Genomic DNA, 24,498 nt, shown 5'->3' with positions numbered 1-24,498 from the left:
CCACCACTGCACCATTGCTTGACTGCCCTTCAGATATTCCGCCTCGGGATATTTGCGTTCCTGGTGGCTTATCTGACGCTCAGCGGCATCATTTGACCACAGGTCCGACTCTATGAGTGCACAACATTAAATGTTTTTCTGGTGAGCGGGCAGCTTTCTCTGCGATACGATGCTGTGCTGGATTGATATTCTGCGCCAGCAGCTTGCGTATGCCATCACGTTGATGTCGGGCGTAATCCAGGGAACCATCGGGTTAGGCTCCTAAGCCGGAGCAGGATTCTATTAACATTGATACGATATTTGAGATACCAAAGATGTGAGCCGCCTGGATTAACCAAAAGGTACAGGCCATGAGAATTGGAAACTTTGAAAGATTTTTCAGAAGGCTTGAGACTGCGGATTTAGTGTCGCGCAGAGACATAAGGTCGTCACTCCATACTCCAAATGAAATGACCTCAAACCAGATCACCAATCTTGCCCGATGCGGAGGAGGAAATGAAAATGCATCAGAAAGACTTTACGCCCTGACCCGGTAAGTCGTGTTCGTGCAGAATTGCGTGACGAGGCACAACAGCAAAAAGCCCGCTCAGGTTTCCCTGAGCGGGCTTCTCTAATATGGCTCCTCTGACTGGACTCGAACCAGTGACATACGGATTAACAGTCCGCCGTTCTACCGACTGAACTACAGAGGAATTGTGGAACGAGGCGAATAGTAGCGATACGCCTCCGGCCTGTCAACAGCAAAAAACAGTTTAGCTTTCAACTGACTGCGTTTGAATCAACCCGGCTGATTAGTGAACAATTCCGCCCTCGTTGTGGTGTAACTGCTGGTGCGCCAGCCGCTGATGCGGATCCTGGCGGTAAAACTGGCGAAAACGCGAGTAGAGGGTCGGAAAGCGGGTGAGCAAAAGCTCCGGCGCGCTGAAAAAGTATTCGGACAGAACGGCAAAACATTCGGCCGGTTCGCTGGCGGCATAGGCATCAATGCTGGCGGTATTTTCCCCGACAAGGTCTATCTCATCCTGGATATCGTTCATCGCGGCGCGCAGCTCGCGCTCCCAGCTCACCACATCACGCAGTGCCATGGAAGGAACGCCATTAGCTTCACCGCTGCCGCGCGAGTCCAGCTTATGAGCGACCTCATGGATCACGAGGTTATAACCGGACAGGTCGAACGAATCCTGCACATCCAGCCAGTTGAGCACAATCGGGCCCTGCTGCCAGCTTTGTCCGGCATGGACGGTCTGCTCGCGGTGGACCAGACCGAATTCATCCTGCCACTCATCGTCAACCATAAACGGGGAAGGGTAGATCAGTACCTCATGAAAACCATCCAGCCAGTCATAGCCGAGACTGAGTACGGGCAGGCAGAACAGCAGCGCCAGACGGCAGCTTTTCAGTTCATCCAGCTCAAATTCCTGCAACGGAACCAGACGTTTCTGACGTAAAAAGCGGGTAGCAAGCTGACAGAGTGCCTGACGCTCAGCTTCATTCAGGCTCGCCAGCAGGGGAATGTCCAGTGCCTGCTGCCAGGGCAGCCCGCTTTCCACGGCGTCATCACCACCTTTCCACGGCCATTTGATCATGCTGTTGTGACTCCCGCCTGAGAAGAAACCAATCCGTAAGCAATCCCTTCATCACTGAAGCTGCCTGCGTCTTTCCCGGACAGGTTGAATTCGGGAGAAGAGAGTGGCTGGAGCGCAGGTGAATGAGGGGAATATTCAATCAGTTATATTGAAGGCTGTCTGTGACAAAACGCAAGCAGCGCTGAAAAAAATCAGCGCTGCTATCGGGCCTTAAAGGCGATCAAATTCGATGACCCAGACCCAGGGATTGACTTCCCAGCTGGTGCCACCGTACTGCAGAGCCCACTGCTTGCGGTAGGCATCTTTTGCGGACACCGCTTCACTGTGCATGGTGAAGAAGTTATTAAGGAAGTGAGAGTCGACCTGCACCCCTTCGGCCATCACATCGTCATCACTGATATCCTGAATACGCTCCACACGAATGGCTGTGATAGTCAGGTCGATACGACTCGCCCAACGCGGCATATGAATGCCTGCCTGCCAGCCGAAATTTTCGTCATTTTCTTCGGTGCTGTAGATGCTGGAATCGGCACGATACTGGCAGTAGTCGATGTTCTTAAACTGCGCGGGGGCCTGCTGATATTGCGCCATTTCGCCGGGGGGCACCACGGGGCCACGCCAGGTTTCACGCACCCAAAGGCGGTCGCCTGGCTGTCCATAGGGGCAGTGGTAGCTCAGGTTTTCCATCCCCAGAACCCGGTTACCTTGTAAATTATTGCTCAAAACATCAATGCCATAACAACCCTCATGATTGTCCTGGCCGGGCCCAAAAAGTTGGGACTTCATGATGCGCCGTGTCTGCTTTTGCTGGCCTGATAGCAGGGCGCGCACCCGTTGATCACTAAATAGAATCGGGCGTTCTTTCATGGTTTAACCTCTAATAAGACTTTCTTAACCAGTTCCTGGTTCATAAGCAAAGTAAAAATACAATACAGATAACTCCTAACATTAGCTCAAAAAAAAGAAATGCATTATTTTTTTCTGTAATCATCAGAGTATCTTATAAAAAAACACCAGGACTGCACGGTTGTTGATGTAATAACGGCCATGTCACCAGGGTTCATTTAGTGTGCACTACAGGTGCGGTGCTAAACGTCATTAATGTGACATTTTACCATATTACAATGCGTTAGTGTGATGAAAGCGGCCTGCCCGATTGCACTAAAATCGGTGCCGATCATGGCAGTATTTTCCTTCCGGCGGTGGCACTTTTAACATGCACTTGGCGCGTTTTGACATTTTATTCTCCTCATTTGCATAACGTTTATTTATCAATATGGTCACAAACCAGGCATCAAAAGAGAAGGAGAAAAGACTGAAAATGGAAAAAATACTGTAACAAGCGCAAGACAGCGGCTATAAGTTTGATGTAGATCGCATTTTTATGCCGAAACGGGAGATCCGTCCCGTCGGCGTGACTCCACTGACTTCTCGACAAGTTCAAACAATATTAAGGAGACGTCTATGACGCTGACCCACTGGCAATCACGTTTTGAACACTGGCTGCATGAGACCTGGCAGAAGGAAGATAAAGCCCACGATGTGGCGCACCTGACGCGCGTCTGGCAATCGGCACAGCGCATCATGGCAGGTACTGATGCCGATGCACTGGTCGTGCTGGCTGGCTGTTACTTCCACGATATTGTTAACCTGCCGAAAAATCACCCCGAGCGCCATCTGGCCTCCGCACAGGCCGCTGATGAAACCCGTCGCGTATTGCGGCAGGTGTTTACGGACTTTCCGCCGGAAAAAATTGAAGCGGTGGCGCATGCTGTCCATGCCCACAGTTTCAGTGCCGGCGTCGCCGCAGAGACGCTTGAAGCAAAAATTGTGCAGGATGCTGACCGGCTCGAATCGCTGGGCGCTATCGGGCTGGCGAGGGTATTTTATGTTTCGGGGGCGCTAGGGCGCTCTCTGTTTGACAGCCTGGACCCGCTGGGGCGCGAGCGGCCGCTGGATGATGCCGAATGGGCACTGGATCACTTCCAGAAAAAACTGCTCAAACTGCCTGAAACGATGCAAACGGCACAGGGGAAAAAGCTGGCTGAATATAATGCCGGTTTCCTGGTGACTTACATGGCAAAACTGTGCGCCGAGCTGAAAGGAGATTTTTGCGCGCTGGATCAGGATGTTCTGGCGGAATTTACCCCGGACGGGGTGAAATATTAAATTTTTGTGACAGTATGGTTAAACCGAACATTACAGGTTACGTTGTTGGGACAATTATCAGGAGAATCAGGCAATGACCGACAAAGTAAGCTTAACCATCAAGATCGATCCCGCTTTAAAAGAAACGATTAAAACGCTCGCTCTGGACAGTCAGCTTTCTTTAAGCGATCTGGTGACCCAGCACCTGGTGAAGAGCTTTTCCGCTCAGGCACCGGATGCGGTAGACAGCACTCATACAGAAGAAGAGACTTCAGAGCAACTCAGTCAGAACGAGCTGAAACAGGTTCGCGCGCTGCTGAAAAAATCGAAAAAGAAAAAGTAACCCTCGCCTCTGTGCGTCTCTCCGTCGGAGAGACGCGTTTATGACGGTTCGTCATCACCGTAATACAGCACGCCCAGCTTGATTAATGGCCGTCCCTGGCTTTTGCGGTGCAGATTGCTGTCCCGCAGGGAATAGACACAACCGCAATACTCCTGCTGATAAAAACGCTCGCGCTTGCTGATCTCGATCATCCGCGACGATCCCCCTTTTTTACGCCAGTTATAGTCCCAGTAGCGAAGACCGGGGTAGGGTTCGGCTGCCCGTGCGCCGCAGCCGTTAATTTGCTGCATGTTTTTCCAGCGTGAGATCCCCAGCGAGCTGGAAATGACCGGAAAACCGTGTTCAAAGGCATAGAGGGCGGTACGCTCGAAGCGCATATCAAAACACATGGTGCAGCGCACGCCGCGTTCGGGCTCCCACTCCATCCCTTTGGCCCGTTCAAACCAGTTGTCAGTGTCGTAGTCGGCGTCCACAAAGGGGATGCCGTGCTGTTCAGCAAAGCGGATGTTCTCTTCTTTTCGCAGCAGATATTCTTTCTGTGGGTGAATATTCGGATTGTAGAAAAAGATGGTGTAATCAATGCCCGATGCCTGTAGTGCTTCCATGACCTCGCCGGAGCAGGGGGCACAGCAGGAGTGCAGCAGCAGCTTTTTGGCGCCATCGGGCAGGGTCAGCAGGTCGCGTTGGGGTGCGCTCATCGGTATTGTCTCCATGTTTAAATCCGTTAACCGCGCAAGTGTAGTCGCCTCTTTTCGCACTGTCACCCGTTGGAGGAGCGTTGCAGGGCTAATTTCCGCCTGGCGCTGGGTCAGTGAAGTGATAGACTGACACCCGTTTATCCCATTTATTGAGTAATTATGAGCGATTTTGACCGCGTGGCCGCCGGGCTGGCAGAGCAGGCACGAGTGCAATCCCAGCATAAAGAAGAGCAGGACCGTCAGCTGTTGCTGCGCGTGCTGGAGATCTATGACCAGAAAACCGTGGCGGCTACCCTGCGTAAGGTCAGCCAGCAGGAGTGGACCCGGGAGTCTGTTAACCGCTGGGTAAAAGGGTACAGTCGTAAAACGCTGAATGAGGCCGAAGTCAGCTTGTTGCGCAAAATGCTTCCAGCGCCGCCGTCGCATCATCCTCACTACGCCTTTCGCTTTATTGACCTGTTTGCCGGCATTGGTGGCATACGCAGCGGTTTTGAAGCGATTGGCGGGCAGTGTGTGTTCACCAGTGAGTGGAATAAACACGCGGTACGTACCTATAAAGCTAACTGGTACTGTGACGAGCACCAGCACCGCTTTAACCAGGACATCCGCGATGTCACGCTGAGCGGCGACGCGCAGGTGAATGAAGAGCAGGCCTATCAGCACATTCGCCAGCAGATACCGGATCACGACGTGCTGCTGGCCGGGTTTCCCTGTCAGCCTTTCTCCCTGGCCGGGGTGTCGAAGAAAAATGCGCTGGGGCGTAAGCATGGATTTGAAGATGAAGCGCAGGGCACGCTGTTCTTTGACGTGGCGCGCATCATCACCGCCAGAAAGCCGGCGATCTTCGTGCTGGAAAATGTGAAGAACCTGAAGAGCCACGACAAGGGCAATACCTTCCGCATCATTATGTCGACCCTGGATGAGCTGGGCTACGACGTGGCGGATGCCGCCGTGACCGGCTCACCGGATCCGAAAATTGTCGACGGCAAACACTTCCTGCCGCAGCACCGTGAGCGCATTGTGCTGGTGGGGTTCCGTCGTGACCTGGCGCTGCCGGCCTTTACACTGAGTGCCTTACCCTCCCTCTATCCGCAGCAGCGCACGCCGCTGAAGGCGTTGCTTGATCCGGTCGTGGACGAGAAATATATCCTGACGCCGACCCTGTGGAAGTATCTCTATCAGTATGCGAAAAAACACCAGGCACGCGGCAACGGATTCGGCTATGGACTGGTGGATCCGGCGTTGGAGCAGGGCGTGGTGCGCACGCTGTCGGCCCGGTATTACAAAGACGGTTCGGAGATCCTTATCGATCGCGGCTGGAACAAAGCGCTGGGCGAAGAGGATTTTGACCATGCTGACAATCAGCAGCGTCGCCCGCGCCGGCTGACGCCGCGTGAGTGCGCCCGACTGATGGGGTTCGAGCAGCCGGGGGAACAGCGCTTCCACATTCCCGTCTCGGATACTCAGGCCTACCGGCAGTTCGGCAATTCGGTGGTGGTGCCGGCCTTTGCCGCGGTGGCCCGGCTGCTGCTGCCCTGGATTGAGCAGGCCGTTAAGCAACGCCAGTGAAATGTGGTTCGCCGCTACGACGACAGTGCCGCTTTTAGCTACACTTAAGGTCTTCTTTAAAGGGATATCAAGATGGCCGACGTTCACTCTTCAGACGTGCGTAGCAAGAACATGCGAGCCATTCGCACCCGCGATACGGCAATTGAAAAAAAGCTGGCAGAACTGCTGGCTGAGCTTGGCCTGAGTTACCGGGTGCAGGATAAATCCCTGCCCGGGCGTCCTGACTTTGTGCTGGGTGACTATCAGGCCATCATTTTTGTGCACGGCTGTTTCTGGCACCGGCATCACTGCCATCTGTTTAAGATGCCCGCCACCCGCACGGCATTCTGGCAGGGAAAAATAGACAGCAACGTGGCGCGCGATAAACGCTATATCGAAGAACTGAGCGCCAGCGGCTGGCGGGTTATGCTGGTCTGGGAATGTGCACTGCGGGGTAAGACACGCTTAGAAGAAGAGGCGCTGCGCACGCGCCTGGAGGAGTGGCTGTGCGCCGCGACGGGCAACGGCGAGATCGACGCCCGGGGGATTCGCTCCCTGTCATAGCGGCGGACAGTCTCTTGCGGTCTGCCCGCCCGTAACCCTTATTTTTCCGTGCAGGGCCTGATAATCGGTTTGGCCGGGAACAGATATTTTCCCAGCGTCACCAGCACCACGGCCAGGATGATAATCCCCAGCGCCAGCCATTCGCGACCGGACAGGCTTTCCCCCGCAAAGGCAATACCCAACAGCACGGCGACCACCGGGTTGACATAGGCGTAGCTGGTCGCAATTGCCGGGGTGACGTTACGGATCAGGAACATATAGGCATTGATGGCAATCACTGAACCAAACAGGCTGAGGTAACCGAGGGAAAAGAAACCGGCCAGCGATGGCTTCTGCACCAGGTGCTCGCCACTTAACTGACTGGCGATCAGCAGCACCACGGCGGCGGCCAGCATCTCGATGGCCCCGGCCATCATCCCGTGCGGCAGGGCAATGCGGGAACCCCACACAGAGCCGAATGCCCAGGTCAGTGAACCGCCCAGAATCATCAGTGCGCCCCAGGGATTACCCGCCAGGTGTCCGCCGCTGTTGAGCAGAATAATCCCTACCAGGCCGACGGCGATCCCCACCCATTCGATCCAGCGGGTGGCAATGCCAAACAGACGACTGAAACACATGGCAAACAGCGGGACCGTTGCAACCATTACGGCTGCCAGTCCGGAAGGCACGTGCTGGTGCTCAGCGACGGTGACCGCGCCGTTCCCCATCGCCAGCAGCAACACGCCGATAATGGCGGCATTACCGGCTTCACGCCACGAGGGCAGCTTATGCCCTTTAAGCAGCAAAAACGTCAGCAGCACAACACCTGCCATTAAAAACCGCAGTCCGGCCAGCATCATCGGTGGCCAGCTTTCGACACCAATGCGGATCACCAGATAGGTGGAACCCCAGATGAAATAAAGTGTAAACAGGGCAGCCAGCAGGGGCAGCAGGGCGGGGGCACGGCGTAACGTCATGTCAGGATCGTCCTTGTTATAGCAAGTTATAAAAGTGTTATGTAGGGCTGATTCTGCCACTAATTATCACCCCCGGAAGGATTTTTTTTACAAAATTTGCACTCCCTGGCCATAATTGCTTAGATCAGTGCCCTCTATCAATACAGCCAGCCAGGGGTAAGCCATGGCCAGTGTCAAACTGACGGTAAGACGTTTGTACAAACTCAGCGGCGAACGCATGGTCAATACCCAGGCGACGGCGCGTATTTACGTGGGCGACTGCCTGATAGCGACAGAAGAAATTAGCGGGATGACGGAAAGCCCGGTGAGCAAATATCTGCACCATACGGAAACGGCGGGGCAGAGCGTGCGCGTTGAGTGGGACTGCGATGGCATCGCTGATATGGCGGTGGCAGAAATTGAGCGGTGCCCCTGTTGTCAACATGATGAAATTGAATAAGGAATCTGATTTTGGCCGGAAGCAGTTTACTGACCTTACTGGATGATATTGCCACCCTGCTGGATGACGTCGCAGTGATGGGCAAAGTGGCGGCAAAGAAAACCGCCGGGGTACTGGGGGACGATCTCTCGCTGAATGCCCAGCAGGTCAGCGGAGTGAAAGCGAACCGTGAGCTGCCGGTGGTATGGAGCGTGGCAAAAGGGTCATTTCTTAATAAGCTGATCCTGGTGCCGCTGGCGCTGCTGATCAGCGCCTTTGCCCCCTGGGCGATCACTCCCTTACTGATGGTGGGCGGTGCCTATCTGTGCTACGAGGGCGTGGAGAAGGTGCTGCACAGTCTGCATAAAGACAAAAGTCAGGAGACGGCGGAAGCCCGCGAGCAGCGTCTGCTGAAAGCCGCACAGCAGGACCCGGCAGAATTTGAAAAGAAGAAGGTCAAAGGTGCGGTACGCACTGACTTTATTCTTTCTGCTGAGATCGTGGCGATTACACTCGGCATTGTGTCAGAAGCGCCATTGCTCAACCAGGTGATCATCCTCGCCGGCGTGGCGATTCTGGTCACCGTCGGCGTGTACGGCATTGTGGCGGGGATTGTCAAAATTGACGACCTGGGGATGTGGCTGCAGAAGAAAACCTCGGCGGCCGCGAAAGCCATCGGTGGTGTACTGCTGGTCGCCGCTCCCTGGCTGATGAAGATCCTGACGGTGGTCGGCACGCTGGCGATGTTCCTGGTCGGTGGTGGCATTATCGTGCACGGCCTGCCGTGGCTGCATCATCATATCGAAGGCTTCAGCGCAGGTATGCACGGTCTGCTGGCGATGCTGGTCAGCAACCTGGCCAACCTCATCATCGGCTTCATTGTGGGGTCGATTGTGCTGTGTTCGGTAAATTTGATTGCCAGAATGCGCCAGAAATCAGTATAAAGACGGGCTTAAACGAGTAAACAGGCAGGAGAGAAAGATGAACGACGATATGTTTGAATTCGATATTGATGCGCAGCTTGAGCAGGCAGAAGCTAACGCGCAAAAGAAAGCGGCCGAAGTGCCGGCGGATTTAGGTGATGAAGCCGACTGCGAAGGCTGCAAAATCTAAGCGCAAATTGCGACAGGTTTCACATAAAAAGCGTGTAGTAAAACTACACGCTTTTTTTATATTCAGCGTTTATAACTGCTTATTTTGATTTAACATATATTTTACCTGTCGTTAACAGCGCGGATTATATTCAGATGCTATAACTGATTAACGATTGATAACCGAAAAGGGAGGTGCTTTATATGAGCTTTACGATCAGTGATGAAGTGCAACATAAGGAAGGTGGCCCCGCAATGATTGTGACCGGGGTGGCCAGTGGCATGGTGGAGTGTCGCTGGTATGATGGCTTTAGCGTGCAGCGGGAGGCGTTCCGCGAAGAGGAACTCTTTTCACTGTCATCCGCTACCCGTCTGGCCGGGTAGTCCGGCCTGTCTTTTGCGGCAGGGCGGAGCGAAATAAGGCGCCGCCCTGCCTGTTCTTACAATTCGTTTTTAATACAGAACGCTTCCCACGTCATGCCCAGCGCCTCTGCCTGCGAACGCAGGTAGGTTTCAATCGCTTCCACCATCACCGCTTTATCCGGCTCTGCCAGCTGAATGGCAAACAGCATCCCGTCGAGTTTTTTCTCACGCACGTAAGCCGCATAGGCCCGGTCTTTCTGCATGGACTGCAGCTGTTCAACGCTCATACCGAGCGTGGCCGCCTGTTCTGCGGTCAGATTTTCAATACCGGCTTTCAGCGTCGGGTGTGCCTCAAGAAACATATCTTTGGCAATGGCGTAATATTCTTCAACGGTTTTCATAGCAATGTGCCCGGGTAAGTGCGTGGAAATATGCAGGCGATAGTGTACACGGCGGGGTGGAACGGGGAAAGTCAGTGCAACAGGGCGCATCGGGCTTGCGGCGGGGCAGGTAAAAATTATAACGTATCGCCTAATTGAACAATCAGGATGAGAAAAATGAAAAAGTGGATGTTTGCAGCCGCCGCCGCGGTGACGTTGAGTGGCTGTGCGCAGTTAGCCGATTATGCCAGCGCGGTGAAAACGCCACCGCCCGCGACGCTGGTGGGCAACTGGCAGACTTTTGGCCCGCAGAGTGGGCTGGTGAGCGATCAGGCAAAAGCCAGCCTGATTATCACCGCTGAAGGCGATACCCTCGACTGCCGCCAGTGGCAGCGGGTGATCGCCAAACCGGGTAAAGTGACCTTTTTTGACGGAGAGTGGGTGAATGTTAACGAGCAGCTGCGCGTTATGCCGCTGGAGCTGCAAGGCACCGAACTTCACTACGACAAGCTGGTGATGCAGAAAGTCGCCCAGCCTACTGCTGAATGCCAGAAGGCGCTGGACGACAGGGCGAAAGCGCAGGCTGCGGCCCAGCAACCGACAGCCGGGAGTGCCACGCAGCAGCCTGAGCAAAACGTTACGACGCCGCCTGCCCAACCCTGATCGGGTCTGTCGTGGCCGTCCTGGCCACGACAGGGGGATCAGCTGATCACCCAGACACTGACGCTGCCTGCCGCGCAGCGAAACACGGCATTGCCCTGATCATCGGTGTTGACGGGTTCAGCGATCTGCTCCAGCAGATCGTGCCAGCGTTTCCCGGCGTAATTTTCCCCGAGCTCCAGCGTTTTTTCGCCCGCCTCGCCGTTTGACATGATCACCACGCAGCCCGGCAGTTCCTCGGTGCCACTGCGGGCGAAGGCAATGCAGTTGGGATGGTCAAACCACTCTCGCTGTTCACCGTGGGCGTACTGCTGGCGCGCGCGTATCAGGGTTTCCAGCCCGGGAATAACGGGCATATCAATCTGATGTTGCTGTCCGTCCCCCCCTTCATCTTCATAGCTGGCCCCAAACAGGTCGGGATAGAACAGCGCCGGAACGCCGTTTTCCCGCATCAGGATCAGCGCATAGGCCAGCGGTTTAAACCAGGACTCAACCGGGGCTTCCAGCGCCTGTAGCGGCTGCGTATCGTGATTGGCGACAATAGTCACTGCATGCCAGGGGTCGGTGGCGACCAGCGTATCGTTGAAGATCTGACTCAGGTCATAATCGGCACCCTGCTTAGAGGCGGTATGAAAATTCATCTGCAGCGGGGCGTCGAACAGCATGGTCTTGCCCTCGACCTGATGAATATACTGCTGCAGCTTATCCACCTCGTGTGACCAGTACTCCGCCACGATAAACAGCGGCTGCTCTGCCACCTCCTGAACGTGTTCAATCCACTCCTTGTAAAACCAGGCGGGAATATGTTTAACCGCATCCAGGCGGAAACCGCTGCAGTGCACTTCCTCCATGACCCAGCGTGCCCAGTACTTCAGCTCTTCGGTGACCGCACGGTTGCGGAAATCAATATTGGCTCCCATCAGGTAGTCAAAATTGCCCAGCTCGTCATCCACCTGATCGTTCCAGCCTTCACCGGTATAGTCGTTAACGATCTTGAACACGCCGTTCTCATTGGGGTTTTCGATGTGATCGACGCCGCTAAAGCACTTATAGTCCCAGACGAACTTTGAATACTGTCCGGCACGAACGGGGAAGGTAAAGCGCGTCCAGGCTTCGGCCTGGATCACTTCCGGGTCAATTTCATCCCGGTTATCCGGGTTAACACGGTTAATCTGCACCTGCTCTTTCTCATCGGCACCCATCTTGTGGTTGAGAACCACGTCAAGGATCACGCCGAGACCGTGAGATTTTAGTGTGTCGACGGCGGTCAGCAACTGCTCTTTATCGCCGTACTTGGTGGCGCGGGAGCCTTTCTGCCCGAATTCCCCCAGGTCAAACAGGTCATAGCTGTCATAGCCCACGGAATAACCGCCGGATTCCCCTTTATAAATGGGCGGCAGCCAGACGTCGGTAATCCCCATCTCTGCCAGCCTGGGGGCACGTTCTGCCGCTTCCGGCCAGAGTTTGCCGCCTGTGGGGTAATACCAGTGAAAAAACTGTAACAGCGTGGGATTGCGCATTTAGGTGATCCATTTTCGGCAGACGGGAAAATGAAGTATGAGCGAGACGGGGAGAAAAGGGCGGGCCAGCGTGGAAATATTTATTTCACTCTGGCCCACTGGAGAAAACAAGCCGGGACGGGCGGTTTAAAAATCAGGTTTATCCGTTGGCCCCGGTGGGGAACAGCACCACGCCAGCACTCTTGGTGTAGGCATTATTCACTGACTTCTGACGTCCTGCCTGCTGGATCAAACCTGAGATTTCATCCTGGCGCAGCTTGAGCAGCTTTTTCAGTTCTGACTCGTTATCAAGAATATGACGCAGCACGGGACGCAGCTGTTCCTGCGTGTGTGCAGGTACCGGCTGGTGCTGGGTTGTTTTCGCCAGTTTTTCCACGGCGCTGAGGTAGTTCACTTCCATATCAATCAGTTCGTCCCACTGTCCTTCTCCAGCCAGACGCAGCATGGACTGACTATGAGTCAAAATTTCCTGATAAATCGCGAGCAGATGTGGGGCAATGTTCATGTCTACAGAGTCCTAAACCAGAGCGGTTGTGCCAGAAACCTCTTTCCAGGCATCGGCGATATTGCGCAACAGCGCTTCGACTTCTTCAATGGCGTGTACATCATTGTCGATATTAGCGCGCAGCAGGCGATTGACCATATAGCGGTACAATCCCAGCAGATTCTGCGTTAACTCGTCCTCACTGGACTCATCCAGACCCAGCTTCAATCCGTTATCGATAATATTGATCGCTTTAGAGAGTGATGCCCCTTTCATGATCGTATTACCGTCCTGCAAAAAAAGACGGGCGCGAACCAGGGCACTGAGTGCCCCATCGAACAGCAGAGTGATCAGCTGGTCATTGCTGGCACTCATTACTGCACTTTCCACACCCACTTTTGCATAGGCTTTAGTACCGCTTGCGCTATACATGATGGTCCCTTACTTGGTGGTACTGTTAGTTGTCGCAAACTGCTGTGTCAGATAGCTGCTGGTATTGTTCAGTTTGCTGATCATCACGTCGAGCGCGGTAAACTGGGTTTTCAGTCGTGCGATGGTGTCATCGATGCGATCGCTAATCTTGTTGTACTGCGCTGTCAGGTTGTTCAGTGTTTTGCTGACGCCATCTGTCGCCGCCTGAATAACCCCTTTGGTGGATAACCAACTGGTCAGGTTTGAGTCCAGCTTGGTGGTAATCCCGGTGGTTTTACCGTCACCCATAAACATCGCTTTGATCCCTTCCGAATCTTTTGCCAGCGCGGCATCCAGCTTAGTCTGATCGGTGATCAGCTTGCCGTTGGTAGGATCAGTAGTGATACCAATCTGCGAAAGGGTTTTATAAGTGGACGTGCTGGCGGTATTGGTCAGCATGTCTTTCATCTGCGATTGAATGGTACGCAGGGTGCTGTCACCGAGCAGGGCGCCGTTGCTGGTATCCTGTGCAGTGGTACCCGCATCAACGGCGGTATATTTGGTCAGCGCGCTTAAGCTGTCCTGCAGCGTGTTATAGGCAGTCGCCCAGGCTGCAATAATATTAGATGCACTGCTGGTATCTTTAGTGATGGTCAGCGACTGTGTGCCGGTGGTTTCCGCCGTCAGATTCAGCGTAATCCCTTCCAGCGCATCACTGATGGTATTGCTGCTACTTTCGATATCCACGTTGTTGACTTTCAGCATCGCGTTTTGCGCGGCAACGCTCTGGGTCATATTGCTGCTGTTAGTGCCATCGTAATTCAGCATACCTTGCAGCGTGCTGTCGCCCGTCACGCTAATGGTCGCTGCGTTATCCGTACCGGTTTTATCTGAGGTCAGCGACAGACGATAGCTGCCGTCACCGGTTTTGATAATGCTGGCGGTCATACCGGTATCGGCGGCGTTGATCGCATCACGGATGCCGGTCATCGAAGAGTTTGCCGCCGTCACTTTAACGTCAACGGCCTTATCGCTGCCCGCCAGTTTAATCGAAATGGTACTGTCAGACGTGGCCAGCGCAGTAGAGTTGCTGGTCTGAACGCCGGAGGTCAGGGTCTGAGACGAGGCTAACTGGGACACGGCAATCGTATATTTACCCGCGACGGCACCTGTCGTTGTCGTGGCACTGAACGCGGTGCTGGTGCTGCTGGTCTTGGTTGAACTGAACAGATTGGCACTGTTCAGCTTGGTATTGGCTGCCTGAAACGTGGTTAAGGCACTTTTCATGGTGCTGTAGGCGCTGAGTTTGGCGGTATAAGCCGTCTGCTGCTTAGAGATAGGCGTCAGTGCTGCTTTCTCTGCGCTTTCAGTCTGCGCAAGGATAGTGCTTAATTCGAGGCCGGAGCCGATACCTAAGGTAGAGATACTAGCCATGATGTTTCCTTTATTTAATCAGGACGGAGTATGAATACCGAGGTTATCGGCTATTGATGCACAAAGTTTACGATTATTTCTTCAGCGGCAATAAAGCGAATAGCGGCAATAAGGAGGCGTATTTCATCGGGTAGGGTAAAACGAAAAAAAAACGCGGTGAGGCTAAAAAAATTCTAAAGGTTACTGAGGGGCAGACGATAACAACTTTGACGGCGATGAAGCCGGGGGGCAAACAAGCCCAACCACTTAACCCGAAATGATTTAACAGGAATCTTAATCATGGCACAAGTAATCAATACCAACAGCCTCTCGCTGATCACTCAGAACAACATCAACAAAAACCAGTCTGCTCTGTCTACTTCTATTGAGCGCCTGTCTTCTGGCCTGCGTATCAACAGCGCTAAAGACGATGCAGCGGGTCAGGCAATTGCCAACCGCTTCACTTCTAACATCAAGGGCCTGACTCAGGCTGCCCGTAACGCAAACGACGGTATCTCTGTTGCACAGACCACTGAAGGCGCACTGTCAGAAATCAACAACAACTTACAGCGCGTTCGTGAACTGACTGTACAGGCTTCAACCGGTACTAACTCAGATTCTGACCTGTCTTCAATCCAGGACGAAATCAAATCCCGTCTGTCTGAAATCGACCGCGTATCTGGTCAGACTCAGTTCAACGGCGTGAACGTTCTGGCTAAAGACGGTAAAATGTCTATCCAGGTTGGCGCTAACGATGGTGAAACCATCGATATCGACCTGAAAAAAATCGACTCTAAAACTCTGGGTCTGGACAGCTTCAACGTTAACGGTCCTAAAGGGACTCTGACTGCGGCTTCAGGTACTGCTGCTTTCAGCGGTTACTATGGTGCTACCACCAGCGTTTCTGGTGCGACTGTAGCAGAATCTGGCGCAGCAGACGACCTGTCTACTCGTCTGGGTCTGGCATCTGGCGGCGCAGAAGTCGATGGCACTAACGTTTATAAAGACGAAAGCGGCAACCTGTACGCTAAAGTGACCATCAAATCAACTTCAGCTGCTGAAACTAACAACCTGAAAGCGAACGGCTTCGACATCGCCAGCGGCGCAAGCGAAGAGTTCTATGTGGCTGTTGATCCACAGTCTGCTGATACGACCACTGCCGGAACCGCAGCGTTCAAAATTGACACCAAAGCACTGAGCCTGTCTAACCTGACCCAGGGTTCTACCTCTGGTCCACTGGATAAACTGGACAAAGCCATTGCTTCTGTTGATGAATTCCGTTCATCACTGGGTGCGATTCAGAACCGTCTGGGTTCAGCGGTAACTAACCTGAACAACACCACCACTAACCTGTCTGAAGCACAGTCCCGTATTCAGGATGCTGACTACGCGGTTGAAGTTTCTAACCTGTCTAAAGCACAGATCATTCAGCAGGCGGGTAACTCAGTGTTGGCGAAAGCTAACCAGGTTCCACAGCAGGTTCTGTCTCTGCTGCAGGGCTAATTACCCCCGCGATAATCTTGCTCTCAAACCCCGCTTCGGCGGGGTTTTTTCGTTTTTGAGGGTGAAAAGCATTAACGCTCAGATTAGCCCTGTATTCCCTTTCTTTTTTGGCGATTGATTCTTGCGGTGCTGGCTATCATAGCCAGAATCATTTTCCCTGCGTCGACGTTTAATGGACTGCGGGGGCCGGGAGAGCCATTATTCATGACCCAGACAGCACGTGTTAGCATTATTATTCTTGCTCAGTATCCCATCTGGTTTAACGATGCGCTTAGTAGTGCACTAGCCCAGGATTATCCCCACTGTGACATTCTGATCGCTGACTGCAGTGGCGATAAGTTTATCGGAAACTTGCTGACAGCCCGGACGGGGAGAGACCGCTTCCCTGTCACGCATACTATTTTTGACCGACATCAGCAGGATATTTGCGACGCGTCTGTCCGGCTCGTGGAGGGGGAATATATTAAATTCCTCAGCCATGCGGAACGATTAGAACCAAATTGTATCAGTCAGTTAGTCGCAGGTTTACAGGCCAGGCCTGAGTGTCGTATTGCTGCATCGAAACGTCAGCGGCTCGATCCGCACGGCAAAATACTGCCCGATGTGCTTAACACGGCCCCGTTGTATAACGCGGACTGTATCATTGATGGCCGTGATTTTCTTCGTTGCCAGACACGCGCTCATCACAGTCTGGCGGGTGAACTTTCAGCATCAATGTTTTATCGCGATGATCTTCTCGCCCTGACTGCCAGTCAGCACCCTCTCTTTGCGATTAATGATCAATCACTGCCGGATTTAGCTGGGTTGGTGGTTTACAGTAAGTTGCTGCCCCAGACTAACCTGCTGTGGTTTGTGCAGCCCTTGCTCGGCATACGTTTCTCGATGATGTACAAACAGCCGCATCAGAATGAAAACGATGAAGAAGTTATTAAAGTTATTGAATCGATTAAGGCGCAGCCCTGGTATTCAGATGGCGCTGCCCGCGATAACGTGCGGCTTGCCGAACTCGATCGTCCAGACTGTTTCGAAGCAAAAGACATCCTGAGTACACAACATCAATATGTCGTGCAGACGGCGCTGAAAGCGTGGAACGGTGTGCGCAGCCTGCAGCCCTTCCAGCAAAAAAGATTACAGCAGATGGCCGCCGAGTTTCCATCCTCCGTGAATGTCGCCGTGGTGATCTCTGTCACCGCCGAAAACCGTGAAAAACTGTCCTTAACACTGGATTCACTGGCGCATCAGGGTATTTCGACGTTGAAACTCCATCCACTATTAGTCGGTGAGGTGGATAGCGCTTTCAATGGGTTACCCTGCTATCCGTCAGTAGCGGAAGATCGCATCGCCACCTTTAACAAAATCATTGAACAGCATGATGCTGGCTGGTTTATCTTTGTAGAGGCCGGCACCTGTTTCCAGCCATCGGGTCTGATCGCTCTGTCTACAACCCTCCCGCAGGCCGATGGATTATTAGCGATTTATGCCGATGAGTATTTCTATCTGGGTGACGAACCCTCTGGTATGTTTTTCAGGCCGGATTTCAATCTTGATCTGTTCCTGAGCTCCCCCAAAATGATGGCGCAGCACTGGCTGTTCCGCCGTGAACTTCTGATCGCAGCAGAAGGTTTTGACCCGAACTATCCCCGGGCGGCAGAATTTGATTTGATCGTTAAGTTGATTGAGTCACAGGGGCTGAATGTGGCTGGTCATCTTGCCGAACCCCTGCTGACGGCACCGTTAATCAATCGGGCGATAGTGGAGGATGCGGCCGTCATTGAACGCCATCTTAATAACAGAGGCTATCCTCAGGCGCAGATTGCGTTAGACAATCACTATAATTACCGGCTGCGTTATGAGCATCCTGGACAGCCCAAAGTCTCCATCATCATTCTGGCGAACTGGCATTTACCGTCGCTGATCAGCTGTGTGACCACGCTGCTGGAGAAAACACGTTACCTGAATTATGAGCTGTTAATCGTTGCTGATAGTCAGGGAACGACGGAACGTGACAGCTGGCTGGCGACCATAGCGGGGGTCGACCCCCAGCGTATACGCGTCATGCATCACAGCGGCAGTTATCATCATGCCAGCATGGTCAACCTGGCCGCAGAGAAAGCCACAGGAGAATACCTGATGCTGATGCACTGTGAACTGGCTGTCATTGATGGCGAGTGGCTGGACAACCTGCTGAATCACGGACAGCGTCCCGAGGTCGCTATCGTCGGTGGTAAGCAGTTAACTTCAGAGAATAAAGTGCGTCATGCCGGTTATATCCTCGGGATAAACGGTGCGGCAGGTGATGCTTTCCGGGGGATGGATGACAGTCATCCCAGCCAGCAGGGGCGTCTCCATCTCGATCAGAATTACAGTGCGGTATCGGGCGACTTTATGCTGGTTCGAACGGCGGTATTTTTCGAGCTGGGCGGATTTGACAGTGACAGCCAGCTTTACGATGACGTCGACCTTTGCCTGCGCGCCCGCAACGCGGGGTATATGACCGTATGGACGCCTTACGCACGCATACTTCGCCCGGCGGCCCGCAGCAATCCTTTTCCCGGGGAGACGGTGCACACTTCCAGCAAGCTTAAGCAGCTGGAAGAGGACAAGCTCTTTGCCCGCTGGATGCCGGTGATCGCCAACGATCCGGCATTTAATGCCAATCTGTCGCTAAGAAGTCGCCACTTCGATATTGAAGGTGACAGCCTGTTGAGCTGGCGTCCCGCACCCCGCGAAAATTTACCTGTTTTCCTTGTCCATAATGCGGACATGACGGGCTGCGGTCATTACCGCATGATGAAACCCTTTGAAGCCATGCAGAACGACGGACTGGCAGAGGGTAAAGCCGGCATGACGCTGCTGAATATCAGTGAAATTGGCCGGTTTAAGCCCGATAGCCTGATTATACAGCGCCGCTACTCACCGGCTTTCCATAACTGGATTGAACGGACCGGAAAACTGCACAACGTGTTTAAAGTGTTTGAACTGGATGATTACCTGCTCAACGTGCCGATGAAACACAACAATCGCCAGCATTTTAAGCAGGAAATTACCGGACAACTTCGTAAAAGTCTGACTTTCTTTGACCGTTTCGTGGTTTCAACAGCACCACTGGCCGATGCGATGAGCAACATGCATCCGAATATTCTGGTGGTTAAAAACCGGCTTCCGGCAGACATATGGGCACCGTTGTACAGCCTGCGCAATCAGGGGCGTAAGCCACGCGTCGGCTGGGCTGGTGGTTCCAGCCATCGCGGTGATCTTGAAATGATCGTCGATATTATTAAAGAATTTGCTAACGATGTGGAGTGGGTATTTCTGGGGATGTGCCCGGACAAGCTCAGACCGTATATCCATGAGTATCATCAGGGCGTTGATATCGTTCTCTATCCTGAAAAACTGGCTTCTCTGAATCTTGACCTCGCCCTGGCGCCGGTTGAAGACAATATCTTTAATGCCTGTAAGAGTAACCTGCGTCTGCTGGAATATGGTGTCTGCGGCATCCCGGTGATTTGCAGTAATGTGGCCTGCTATACCGATGATGACCTGCCGGTGACTCGTGTCAGTAACCGTTTTATTGAATGGCGTGATGCGATTCGTATGCATCTGGCTGACCCGGATGCCAGCGCGCGAATGGGCGCAGAGTTGCAAACGGCGGTGCGGCGCGACTGGATGCTAACCGGAGATAACGTAGTCGAGTGGGCTAATGCATGGAGCGCAAACTAAACCATGGATAAAAAAAGCATCACTTCTCCGACGCCATATATCCTGCTGGCACCAGGCTACAAAGAGTCTTCGCTGGGGATCCAGGTGGTGCACCGGCTGTGTCATTTGCTGAATGAAGCTGGCCACGATGCACGACTGATTGAGTGCGAGGTTAACCCGGCATGGAATACGCCCGTTATCTCGTTTGAAGACCACCTGGCCTATTCAGAGGGCGGTGAACCCTTTATCGCCATTTATCCTGAAGTGGTTGAAGGAAATCCCCTGAATGCCCCCGTTGTCGTGCGTTATATGCTTAACCGCGAAGGGGTGATTGAGAAGAATAGCATGGAGGCCAGAGCGGAAGATCTCTACTTCTGGTACCGAAGTGAATTTGCAGGTAAGGCATTCCAGCCTGATTTACTGACCCTGGAAGCCTATGACACCGCTTTATTCTGTGATGATGCCCCCGTCAAAGACCTTGATCTGCTCTATTTGAACCGTGTTCCGGCAGCAAAGATAGATTTCAGTACGTTGCCTGCCGGTATTCGCGTGCTCTCTATGCAAAATCCGCTGACGCTGGCAGAGCTGGCTGCCGTACTTAAGCGGGGCCGGGTCATGTATTCCTATGAATCCTCAGGCACCTGCTTCCTCGCCAACCTCTGTGGATGCCCGGTTGTGGCCCGCACGCTTCCGGGTTATGAAAAGTTTGCTATCACCGACAGTACGTTGACCGACAATGCCGGTGGTATTGCCTGGCACGATAGTCCTGACGAAATTGAGCGTGTACGGCTGACACTGCCAGAGGTGAGACAATGGCTTTATAAGCGTCGCGAAGACGTCGATCGTCAGCTTCAGACCTTCATTTCGGTGACGCAACAGCGTGCGGCAGAAAAACGGCAACATTTGCCGGGTTACTCCACGCAGAACTGGTTAAAACTGCGCGGGATGACGCCAGATCAGCAACGTCAGATGGCGCAACACGTCGCCGGTTTACAGGAGCCGCAATCTCTGTTGATTGTGGTGCGTAACGACAGTCACGACAGCCACGCTGTTGAACTGACGCTGAACAGCCTCGCCACCTGCCGGGAAACTTACCCCTATTTTCGCGTGGTATTGACCCATAACGCTGGCAGTATCAATGTCCTGCCAGACTGGGTAAGTGTCAGCACCAGCCTGTTAAGCCATGCTCAGGAGCAGTGGATGCAGGTGGTCGCTGCCGGTACGCTTTACCTCAGCGACAGCTTCAGCACAGTGGGATTGAGTCTCAATCAGGGCTCTGACTGTTTTGCCATTTACACGGATGAGCTGATACAAGAAGAAAAGGGGGAGTACACCAGCGCGCTGAGACCGGACTTTAATCTCGACCTGATATTAAGTATGCCGTGGCTCTATGCCCGTCGCTGGCTTTTCCGTGTTGATGTCTTGAACACTGTTCCTGTGGAGTTGCCTGCGCATTCCCCGGGTTGGGAATTGGAGGCCATCACGCGTTTAATTGAACAGGAGGGCATTTCCGGTATCGGCCATATCAGTGAACCCCAACTGGTGGTTCCCCGGACGTTATTGCATCCCGAGCCCATTGATATCGCCATCATTCAGCGACACCTCCAGCAACGCGGATATCCGGCAGCCGAGGTCCGTGTTAACGGCAATCATTCCTGGCATCTCTGCTATGGTGAAACACCATCCTGTTTTGTCTCCGTCATCATGCCTGCCAGTCAGGATTTGAAGAACATGCAGGTTGGCATTAACCAGATGTTGTCGAACACGTCTCATGAACACTATGAAATTATTATCGTAAGAGATCGTGCGATGAATTCCGCCGTTAATCAATGGCTCGATACTATTGATGAGGCAAAAATAAACAAGATTCAAATTATTACTGTTGCTGAAACAGCCAATGATGCTGCGCGCTATAACGCCGGAGCAGCAGCGGCGCGTGGTGATTATATTCTGCTGGTCAACCCCTACGTTATTGTCATTGAGAAAGACTGGCTGACGCACCTCCTTAATCATGCACAGCGGCCTGAAATTGGCAGCGTTGGTAGCAAGATTATTTCGCTTAACCGGCAACTGGTTTTATCTGCGGGAGAGATGCTGGGCGGGGAGGATCTTTGTGCGCCAGTCGGCTATGGTGCCGCCGCTAATGAAGGCGGTTATATGGGGCGGCTGCAAAGCGATCAAAATTATACGGTGCTCAATTATTCCAGCCTGATGATAAAAAAAGAAGCCTGGGATAATGTTGCCGGGATGGACGACAGTTTGCCTTCCCTGCAACAACAGAATATTGATTTGTGTCTGAAATTGCGCCATGCCGGATATATGTCAGTATGGCCCCCCCACTCAGTGATCGCCTGTGATGTTTATCATCTCTATCCGCAAACCAAACGGATGACCCTTGAGGAGGAGCAGGGGAGATCCAGGCTCTATGCCAACTGGCTTTCTCAACTGCTTCGCGACCCCTCTTATAACGATAATTTTTCCTCGTTGCGGCGTTTGTTTAAACCAGAGTGTCGTCCTGCCTTCATTCGTCATCCCTTTGCCGATCGTCAGCGGCCTGTTGTGCTGGGGATCGCATTACCCTGTCACGCCGGTCAACCAGCGACACTGACCGCCATCACAGACAGCCTGACGCGCAGACAGTACATCAACGGCCTGGTGACTGAAAATGCACAAGATTATTCGCTTATCCATCGTATCGATGCCGATGCGATCGTCATTGAAGATACGTTAAGCGCCGAAACATACAGCGTGATTAGCCAACTGAGGAAGCGCCATAGCTGCGTCATTTCTCAGATCATTTCACCTTCCTGGATTATTGCACAGGGCCGACATCTGCCTGAGTTCAAGGGTATTGATCGCCTGATTGTGCAAAACCATGCCCAGGCTGAAGCTTTACGCCACTCCGACCGGCCTGTTGCTATCCTGTCACGCGCCCTGATCCCCTTTACCCCTTTGCATAAAGTGACCCGTCGTGAAGGAGAAAAACTGCGTGTGCTGTGTAATACCTGCGAGCTCAACGATGCTGATATCGAACTGATTCATAATCTGGTGCGTGAACTCGCCAGTGAAGTGACCTGGCAGGTGCTGGGGCCGTTGCCTGCCGGCTGGGAACCCTTGATAGAAGAACACTACCGTTATCCGGGGCACGAATATTATCTGCCTTTTTTAGCCAGCATTGATACCGATCTGGCCATCGTCCCGCGTGCTGATACTAAATTCAATCGCCTTAAAGATAACTTTTGCCTGCTGGAAACGGCTGCCTGCGCTATTCCTGCGCTGGTCAGTGATGTTGGCAGCTTGCAGAGTCATATTCCTGCTATTCGCGTGCGTAACCGTAAGGTTGACTGGCTGGCGGCTATCCGCCTTGCGGCCAGTGAACGCTCAGACTTAGCGAATTTTGCACACAATGCCCGGCACGCTCTCCAGGATTCGGACTGGCTGACTGGCGAAATTATCAACCAACACCTGCATGCCTGGCTGCCGTAAACAGTGTGAGCTAAATAAGGGTTAAGACAATGAAAGATAATATTTTCGTAACCAGTCCGTTGATGCCTCCCTTAGAGGAGTTTATCCCCTATCTGGAACAAATCTGGGATAACAAGCAACTGACCAACGGCGGTCCATTTCACCAGGCCCTGGAGCAGGCGCTGGCGGAATACCTTGGCGTTGAGCATATTTGCCTGTTTGCTAACGGTACGCTGGCGCTGGTGACGGCACTGCAGGCGCTGCGCGTCACCGGTGAAGTGATTACCACGCCATACTCCTTTGTTGCCACATCGCACTCGCTGTTATGGAACGGTATTAAACCCGTGTTTGTTGATATTGACCCGGTGAGTTGTAACCTGGATCCAGCGAAAATTGAGGCGGCGATCACCCCGCAGACCAGCGCAATAATGCCGGTGCACTGTTATGGTATCCCGTGCGACGTCGATAGCATTCAGCATATTGCTGATAACTACGGTCTTAAGGTGATCTATGACGCTGCGCACTGTTTTGCGGTGAAGCAGGAAGGCGTCAGCATCCTCAATCACGGCGACCTGTCCATACTCAGTTTCCACGCCACAAAAGTGTTTAACACCTTTGAGGGCGGGGCGATTATCTGTCCTGATGCTAAAATTAAACGCCGCATTGATTACCTGAAAAACTTTGGTTTTGCGGATGAAACCACCGTGGTGGCGCCGGGTATTAATGGCAAAATGAATGAGTTTCAGGCCGCGTTTGGCATGTTGCAGCTAAAGCACATTGATGCCGCGCTGGCGGTGCGTAAGACTATTTATGATACCTACCGCCAGGCGCTGGCACATGTGCATGGCCTGACGTTTCTTGAAGCAGAGGAAAATACCCAGTGGAACTATGCCTACTGTCCGGTGTTTATTCATGATGCGCTGTTCCCGATGAGCCGCGATCGGCTGTACCAGGAACTCAAAGATCAGGGGGTATTTGTCCGCCGCTATTTCTATCCGCTCATTTCCGAATTCCCGATGTATAAAGGCTATGCCTCTTCGGCTGCGGAGAATCTGCCTGTCGCCAGCAGGATGGCACAGAGCGTACTTTGTCTGCCCATACACCCCTCTCTTTCTGCTATCGAACAGACGAAGATTATCGATATTATTATGCGGGCAAGTGCTGTCAATGCTGCCTGATATCAGACGGGAGACCGCTATAACGGTGCTCCCGATCACGCCAGCCTGGACCGGGTGAGAGTCCGCAGAT

Annotated in this window: 22 protein-coding genes, 1 tRNA gene and 1 pseudogene; 13 read left to right on the top strand and 11 right to left on the bottom strand. The window is 53.0% G+C overall.

The annotated features are described in order from the left end of the window. Positions 1 to 133 precede the first annotated feature (133 nt). The 4 genes and pseudogenes from EPE01S_RS23840 to EPE01S_RS00230 form a co-directional block, all read right to left on the bottom strand. A pseudogene (locus EPE01S_RS23840) lies at positions 134 to 421 on the bottom strand (Arm DNA-binding domain-containing protein); the annotation flags it as partial. Positions 422 to 616: 195 nt separating this feature from the next. Next, positions 617 to 692, bottom strand: a tRNA-Asn gene (locus EPE01S_RS00240). A 99-nt stretch (positions 693 to 791) separates the two neighbouring features. Further along, a complete protein-coding gene (mtfA, locus tag EPE01S_RS00235; protein ID WP_062742572.1) occupies positions 792 to 1,586 on the bottom strand; it encodes a DgsA anti-repressor MtfA in 795 nt (264 codons plus the stop codon). Positions 1,587 to 1,796: 210 nt separating this feature from the next. Next, positions 1,797 to 2,453 carry a hypothetical protein gene (locus EPE01S_RS00230; protein ID WP_062742571.1) on the bottom strand — a complete coding sequence of 219 codons (657 nt, stop codon included), beginning with the start codon at positions 2,451 to 2,453 and terminating at the stop codon, positions 1,797 to 1,799. 597 nt (positions 2,454 to 3,050) lie between these two features. Between EPE01S_RS00230 and EPE01S_RS00225 the strand changes: the two genes are divergently transcribed. Continuing rightward, the gene (locus tag EPE01S_RS00225; protein ID WP_062742570.1) at positions 3,051 to 3,755 is read left to right on the top strand and encodes a phosphohydrolase; all 705 of its coding nucleotides are present in this window, start codon (positions 3,051 to 3,053) and stop codon (positions 3,753 to 3,755) included. 73 nt (positions 3,756 to 3,828) lie between these two features. After that, the gene (locus EPE01S_RS00220; RefSeq protein ID WP_062742569.1) at positions 3,829 to 4,077 is read left to right on the top strand and encodes a hypothetical protein; all 249 of its coding nucleotides are present in this window, start codon (positions 3,829 to 3,831) and stop codon (positions 4,075 to 4,077) included. A gap of 38 nt (positions 4,078 to 4,115) precedes the next feature. Here EPE01S_RS00220 and EPE01S_RS00215 read toward each other — a convergent pair whose 3' ends face one another. Then, positions 4,116 to 4,775 carry an epoxyqueuosine reductase QueH gene (locus EPE01S_RS00215; RefSeq protein WP_062742568.1) on the bottom strand — a complete coding sequence of 220 codons (660 nt, stop codon included), beginning with the start codon at positions 4,773 to 4,775 and terminating at the stop codon, positions 4,116 to 4,118. A 159-nt stretch (positions 4,776 to 4,934) separates the two neighbouring features. Between EPE01S_RS00215 and EPE01S_RS00210 the strand changes: the two genes are divergently transcribed. Together EPE01S_RS00210 and EPE01S_RS00205 are read left to right on the top strand one after the other, a co-directional pair. After that, a complete protein-coding gene (locus EPE01S_RS00210) occupies positions 4,935 to 6,344 on the top strand; it encodes a DNA cytosine methyltransferase (protein WP_062742567.1) in 1,410 nt (469 codons plus the stop codon). A gap of 72 nt (positions 6,345 to 6,416) precedes the next feature. Then, positions 6,417 to 6,887, top strand: coding sequence for a very short patch repair endonuclease (locus tag EPE01S_RS00205; RefSeq protein ID WP_062742566.1), 471 nt, complete (start codon positions 6,417 to 6,419; stop codon positions 6,885 to 6,887). A gap of 38 nt (positions 6,888 to 6,925) precedes the next feature. On the opposite strand, the gene yedA is transcribed toward EPE01S_RS00205, so the two are convergent. Beyond that, complete coding sequence (yedA, locus tag EPE01S_RS00200) at positions 6,926 to 7,843, bottom strand: drug/metabolite exporter YedA (protein WP_062742565.1); 918 nt, start codon at positions 7,841 to 7,843, stop codon at positions 6,926 to 6,928. Between the two features lie 163 nt (positions 7,844 to 8,006). Here yedA and EPE01S_RS00195 point away from each other — a divergent pair, with 163 nt between their 5' ends. From EPE01S_RS00195 to EPE01S_RS00185, 4 genes are all read left to right on the top strand, one after another. After that, on the top strand, positions 8,007 to 8,282 hold the full coding sequence (locus tag EPE01S_RS00195) for a hypothetical protein (protein WP_062742564.1): 276 nt from the start codon (positions 8,007 to 8,009) through the stop codon (positions 8,280 to 8,282). Positions 8,283 to 8,293: 11 nt separating this feature from the next. Next, a complete protein-coding gene (locus tag EPE01S_RS00190; RefSeq protein WP_062742563.1) occupies positions 8,294 to 9,205 on the top strand; it encodes a DUF808 domain-containing protein in 912 nt (303 codons plus the stop codon). Positions 9,206 to 9,242: 37 nt separating this feature from the next. Next, the gene (locus EPE01S_RS23835) at positions 9,243 to 9,374 is read left to right on the top strand and encodes a hypothetical protein (protein WP_255210125.1); all 132 of its coding nucleotides are present in this window, start codon (positions 9,243 to 9,245) and stop codon (positions 9,372 to 9,374) included. 182 nt (positions 9,375 to 9,556) lie between these two features. After that, on the top strand, positions 9,557 to 9,736 hold the full coding sequence (locus EPE01S_RS00185) for a YodC family protein (protein ID WP_062742562.1): 180 nt from the start codon (positions 9,557 to 9,559) through the stop codon (positions 9,734 to 9,736). A 56-nt stretch (positions 9,737 to 9,792) separates the two neighbouring features. Here the strand turns inward: EPE01S_RS00185 and EPE01S_RS00180 are convergent, their stop codons facing one another. Beyond that, positions 9,793 to 10,116 carry a DUF6388 family protein gene (locus EPE01S_RS00180; RefSeq protein WP_062742561.1) on the bottom strand — a complete coding sequence of 108 codons (324 nt, stop codon included), beginning with the start codon at positions 10,114 to 10,116 and terminating at the stop codon, positions 9,793 to 9,795. Positions 10,117 to 10,272: 156 nt separating this feature from the next. Between EPE01S_RS00180 and yedD the strand changes: the two genes are divergently transcribed. Next, complete coding sequence (yedD, locus tag EPE01S_RS00175) at positions 10,273 to 10,758, top strand: lipoprotein YedD (protein ID WP_062742560.1); 486 nt, start codon at positions 10,273 to 10,275, stop codon at positions 10,756 to 10,758. Between the two features lie 38 nt (positions 10,759 to 10,796). Here yedD and amyA read toward each other — a convergent pair whose 3' ends face one another. The 4 genes from amyA to fliD all read right to left on the bottom strand — a co-directional run bounded on the left by amyA (position 10,797) and on the right by fliD (position 14,604). Then, positions 10,797 to 12,275, bottom strand: a complete 1,479-nt coding sequence (gene amyA / locus EPE01S_RS00170; RefSeq protein ID WP_062742559.1) for an alpha-amylase — start codon at positions 12,273 to 12,275, stop codon at positions 10,797 to 10,799. 139 nt (positions 12,276 to 12,414) lie between these two features. Then, positions 12,415 to 12,780: a flagella biosynthesis regulatory protein FliT gene (gene fliT, locus EPE01S_RS00165; RefSeq protein ID WP_062742558.1), complete on the bottom strand. Its 366-nt coding sequence runs from the start codon at positions 12,778 to 12,780 to the stop codon at positions 12,415 to 12,417. A gap of 12 nt (positions 12,781 to 12,792) precedes the next feature. Next, positions 12,793 to 13,191 (bottom strand): flagellar export chaperone FliS, encoded by a 399-nt coding sequence (gene fliS / locus EPE01S_RS00160; protein WP_062742557.1) that lies wholly within the window; start codon positions 13,189 to 13,191, stop codon positions 12,793 to 12,795. 9 nt (positions 13,192 to 13,200) lie between these two features. Further along, positions 13,201 to 14,604 (bottom strand): flagellar filament capping protein FliD, encoded by a 1,404-nt coding sequence (gene fliD / locus EPE01S_RS00155; protein ID WP_062742556.1) that lies wholly within the window; start codon positions 14,602 to 14,604, stop codon positions 13,201 to 13,203. Between the two features lie 279 nt (positions 14,605 to 14,883). On the opposite strand from fliD, the gene EPE01S_RS00150 reads away from it, so the two are divergent. The 4 genes from EPE01S_RS00150 (at position 14,884) to EPE01S_RS00135 (ending at position 24,428) form a co-directional block, all read left to right on the top strand. Continuing rightward, entirely contained in the window at positions 14,884 to 16,086 is a 1,203-nt protein-coding gene (locus EPE01S_RS00150; RefSeq protein WP_062742555.1) for a FliC/FljB family flagellin, read from the top strand. A gap of 204 nt (positions 16,087 to 16,290) precedes the next feature. Then, entirely contained in the window at positions 16,291 to 19,806 is a 3,516-nt protein-coding gene (locus EPE01S_RS00145) for a glycosyltransferase (RefSeq protein WP_062742554.1), read from the top strand. Between the two features lie 3 nt (positions 19,807 to 19,809). Beyond that, a complete protein-coding gene (locus EPE01S_RS00140) occupies positions 19,810 to 23,271 on the top strand; it encodes a glycosyltransferase (RefSeq protein WP_062742553.1) in 3,462 nt (1,153 codons plus the stop codon). A gap of 29 nt (positions 23,272 to 23,300) precedes the next feature. Beyond that, entirely contained in the window at positions 23,301 to 24,428 is a 1,128-nt protein-coding gene (locus EPE01S_RS00135) for a DegT/DnrJ/EryC1/StrS family aminotransferase (protein ID WP_062742552.1), read from the top strand. Positions 24,429 to 24,498: the final 70 nt, after the last annotated feature.

The organism is Erwinia persicina NBRC 102418 (genome assembly GCF_001571305.1).
Lineage (GTDB): Bacteria > Pseudomonadota > Gammaproteobacteria > Enterobacterales > Enterobacteriaceae > Erwinia > Erwinia persicina.
The sequence above is the reverse complement of the archived record's forward strand: the minus strand, read 5'-3'. Positions and strand labels throughout refer to the sequence as shown.

Excerpts from the sequence above, each read along its gene's own strand:
- mtfA (WP_062742572.1), bottom strand. The coding sequence starts at position 1,586 with ATGATCAAATGGCCGTGGAAAGGTGGTGATGACGCCGTGGAAAGCGGG.
- EPE01S_RS00230 (WP_062742571.1), bottom strand. The coding sequence starts at position 2,453 with ATGAAAGAACGCCCGATTCTATTTAGTGATCAACGGGTGCGCGCCCTG.
- EPE01S_RS00225 (WP_062742570.1), top strand. The coding sequence starts at position 3,051 with ATGACGCTGACCCACTGGCAATCACGTTTTGAACACTGGCTGCATGAG.
- EPE01S_RS00220 (WP_062742569.1), top strand. The coding sequence starts at position 3,829 with ATGACCGACAAAGTAAGCTTAACCATCAAGATCGATCCCGCTTTAAAA.
- EPE01S_RS00215 (WP_062742568.1), bottom strand. The coding sequence starts at position 4,775 with ATGAGCGCACCCCAACGCGACCTGCTGACCCTGCCCGATGGCGCCAAA.
- EPE01S_RS00210 (WP_062742567.1), top strand. The coding sequence starts at position 4,935 with ATGAGCGATTTTGACCGCGTGGCCGCCGGGCTGGCAGAGCAGGCACGA.
- EPE01S_RS00205 (WP_062742566.1), top strand. The coding sequence starts at position 6,417 with ATGGCCGACGTTCACTCTTCAGACGTGCGTAGCAAGAACATGCGAGCC.
- yedA (WP_062742565.1), bottom strand. The coding sequence starts at position 7,843 with ATGACGTTACGCCGTGCCCCCGCCCTGCTGCCCCTGCTGGCTGCCCTG.
- EPE01S_RS00195 (WP_062742564.1), top strand. The coding sequence starts at position 8,007 with ATGGCCAGTGTCAAACTGACGGTAAGACGTTTGTACAAACTCAGCGGC.
- EPE01S_RS23835 (WP_255210125.1), top strand. The coding sequence starts at position 9,243 with ATGAACGACGATATGTTTGAATTCGATATTGATGCGCAGCTTGAGCAG.
- EPE01S_RS00185 (WP_062742562.1), top strand. The coding sequence starts at position 9,557 with ATGAGCTTTACGATCAGTGATGAAGTGCAACATAAGGAAGGTGGCCCC.
- EPE01S_RS00180 (WP_062742561.1), bottom strand. The coding sequence starts at position 10,116 with ATGAAAACCGTTGAAGAATATTACGCCATTGCCAAAGATATGTTTCTT.
- yedD (WP_062742560.1), top strand. The coding sequence starts at position 10,273 with ATGAAAAAGTGGATGTTTGCAGCCGCCGCCGCGGTGACGTTGAGTGGC.
- amyA (WP_062742559.1), bottom strand. The coding sequence starts at position 12,275 with ATGCGCAATCCCACGCTGTTACAGTTTTTTCACTGGTATTACCCCACA.
- fliT (WP_062742558.1), bottom strand. The coding sequence starts at position 12,780 with ATGAACATTGCCCCACATCTGCTCGCGATTTATCAGGAAATTTTGACT.
- fliS (WP_062742557.1), bottom strand. The coding sequence starts at position 13,191 with ATGTATAGCGCAAGCGGTACTAAAGCCTATGCAAAAGTGGGTGTGGAA.
- fliD (WP_062742556.1), bottom strand. The coding sequence starts at position 14,604 with ATGGCTAGTATCTCTACCTTAGGTATCGGCTCCGGCCTCGAATTAAGC.
- EPE01S_RS00150 (WP_062742555.1), top strand. The coding sequence starts at position 14,884 with ATGGCACAAGTAATCAATACCAACAGCCTCTCGCTGATCACTCAGAAC.
- EPE01S_RS00145 (WP_062742554.1), top strand. The coding sequence starts at position 16,291 with ATGACCCAGACAGCACGTGTTAGCATTATTATTCTTGCTCAGTATCCC.
- EPE01S_RS00140 (WP_062742553.1), top strand. The coding sequence starts at position 19,810 with ATGGATAAAAAAAGCATCACTTCTCCGACGCCATATATCCTGCTGGCA.
- EPE01S_RS00135 (WP_062742552.1), top strand. The coding sequence starts at position 23,301 with ATGAAAGATAATATTTTCGTAACCAGTCCGTTGATGCCTCCCTTAGAG.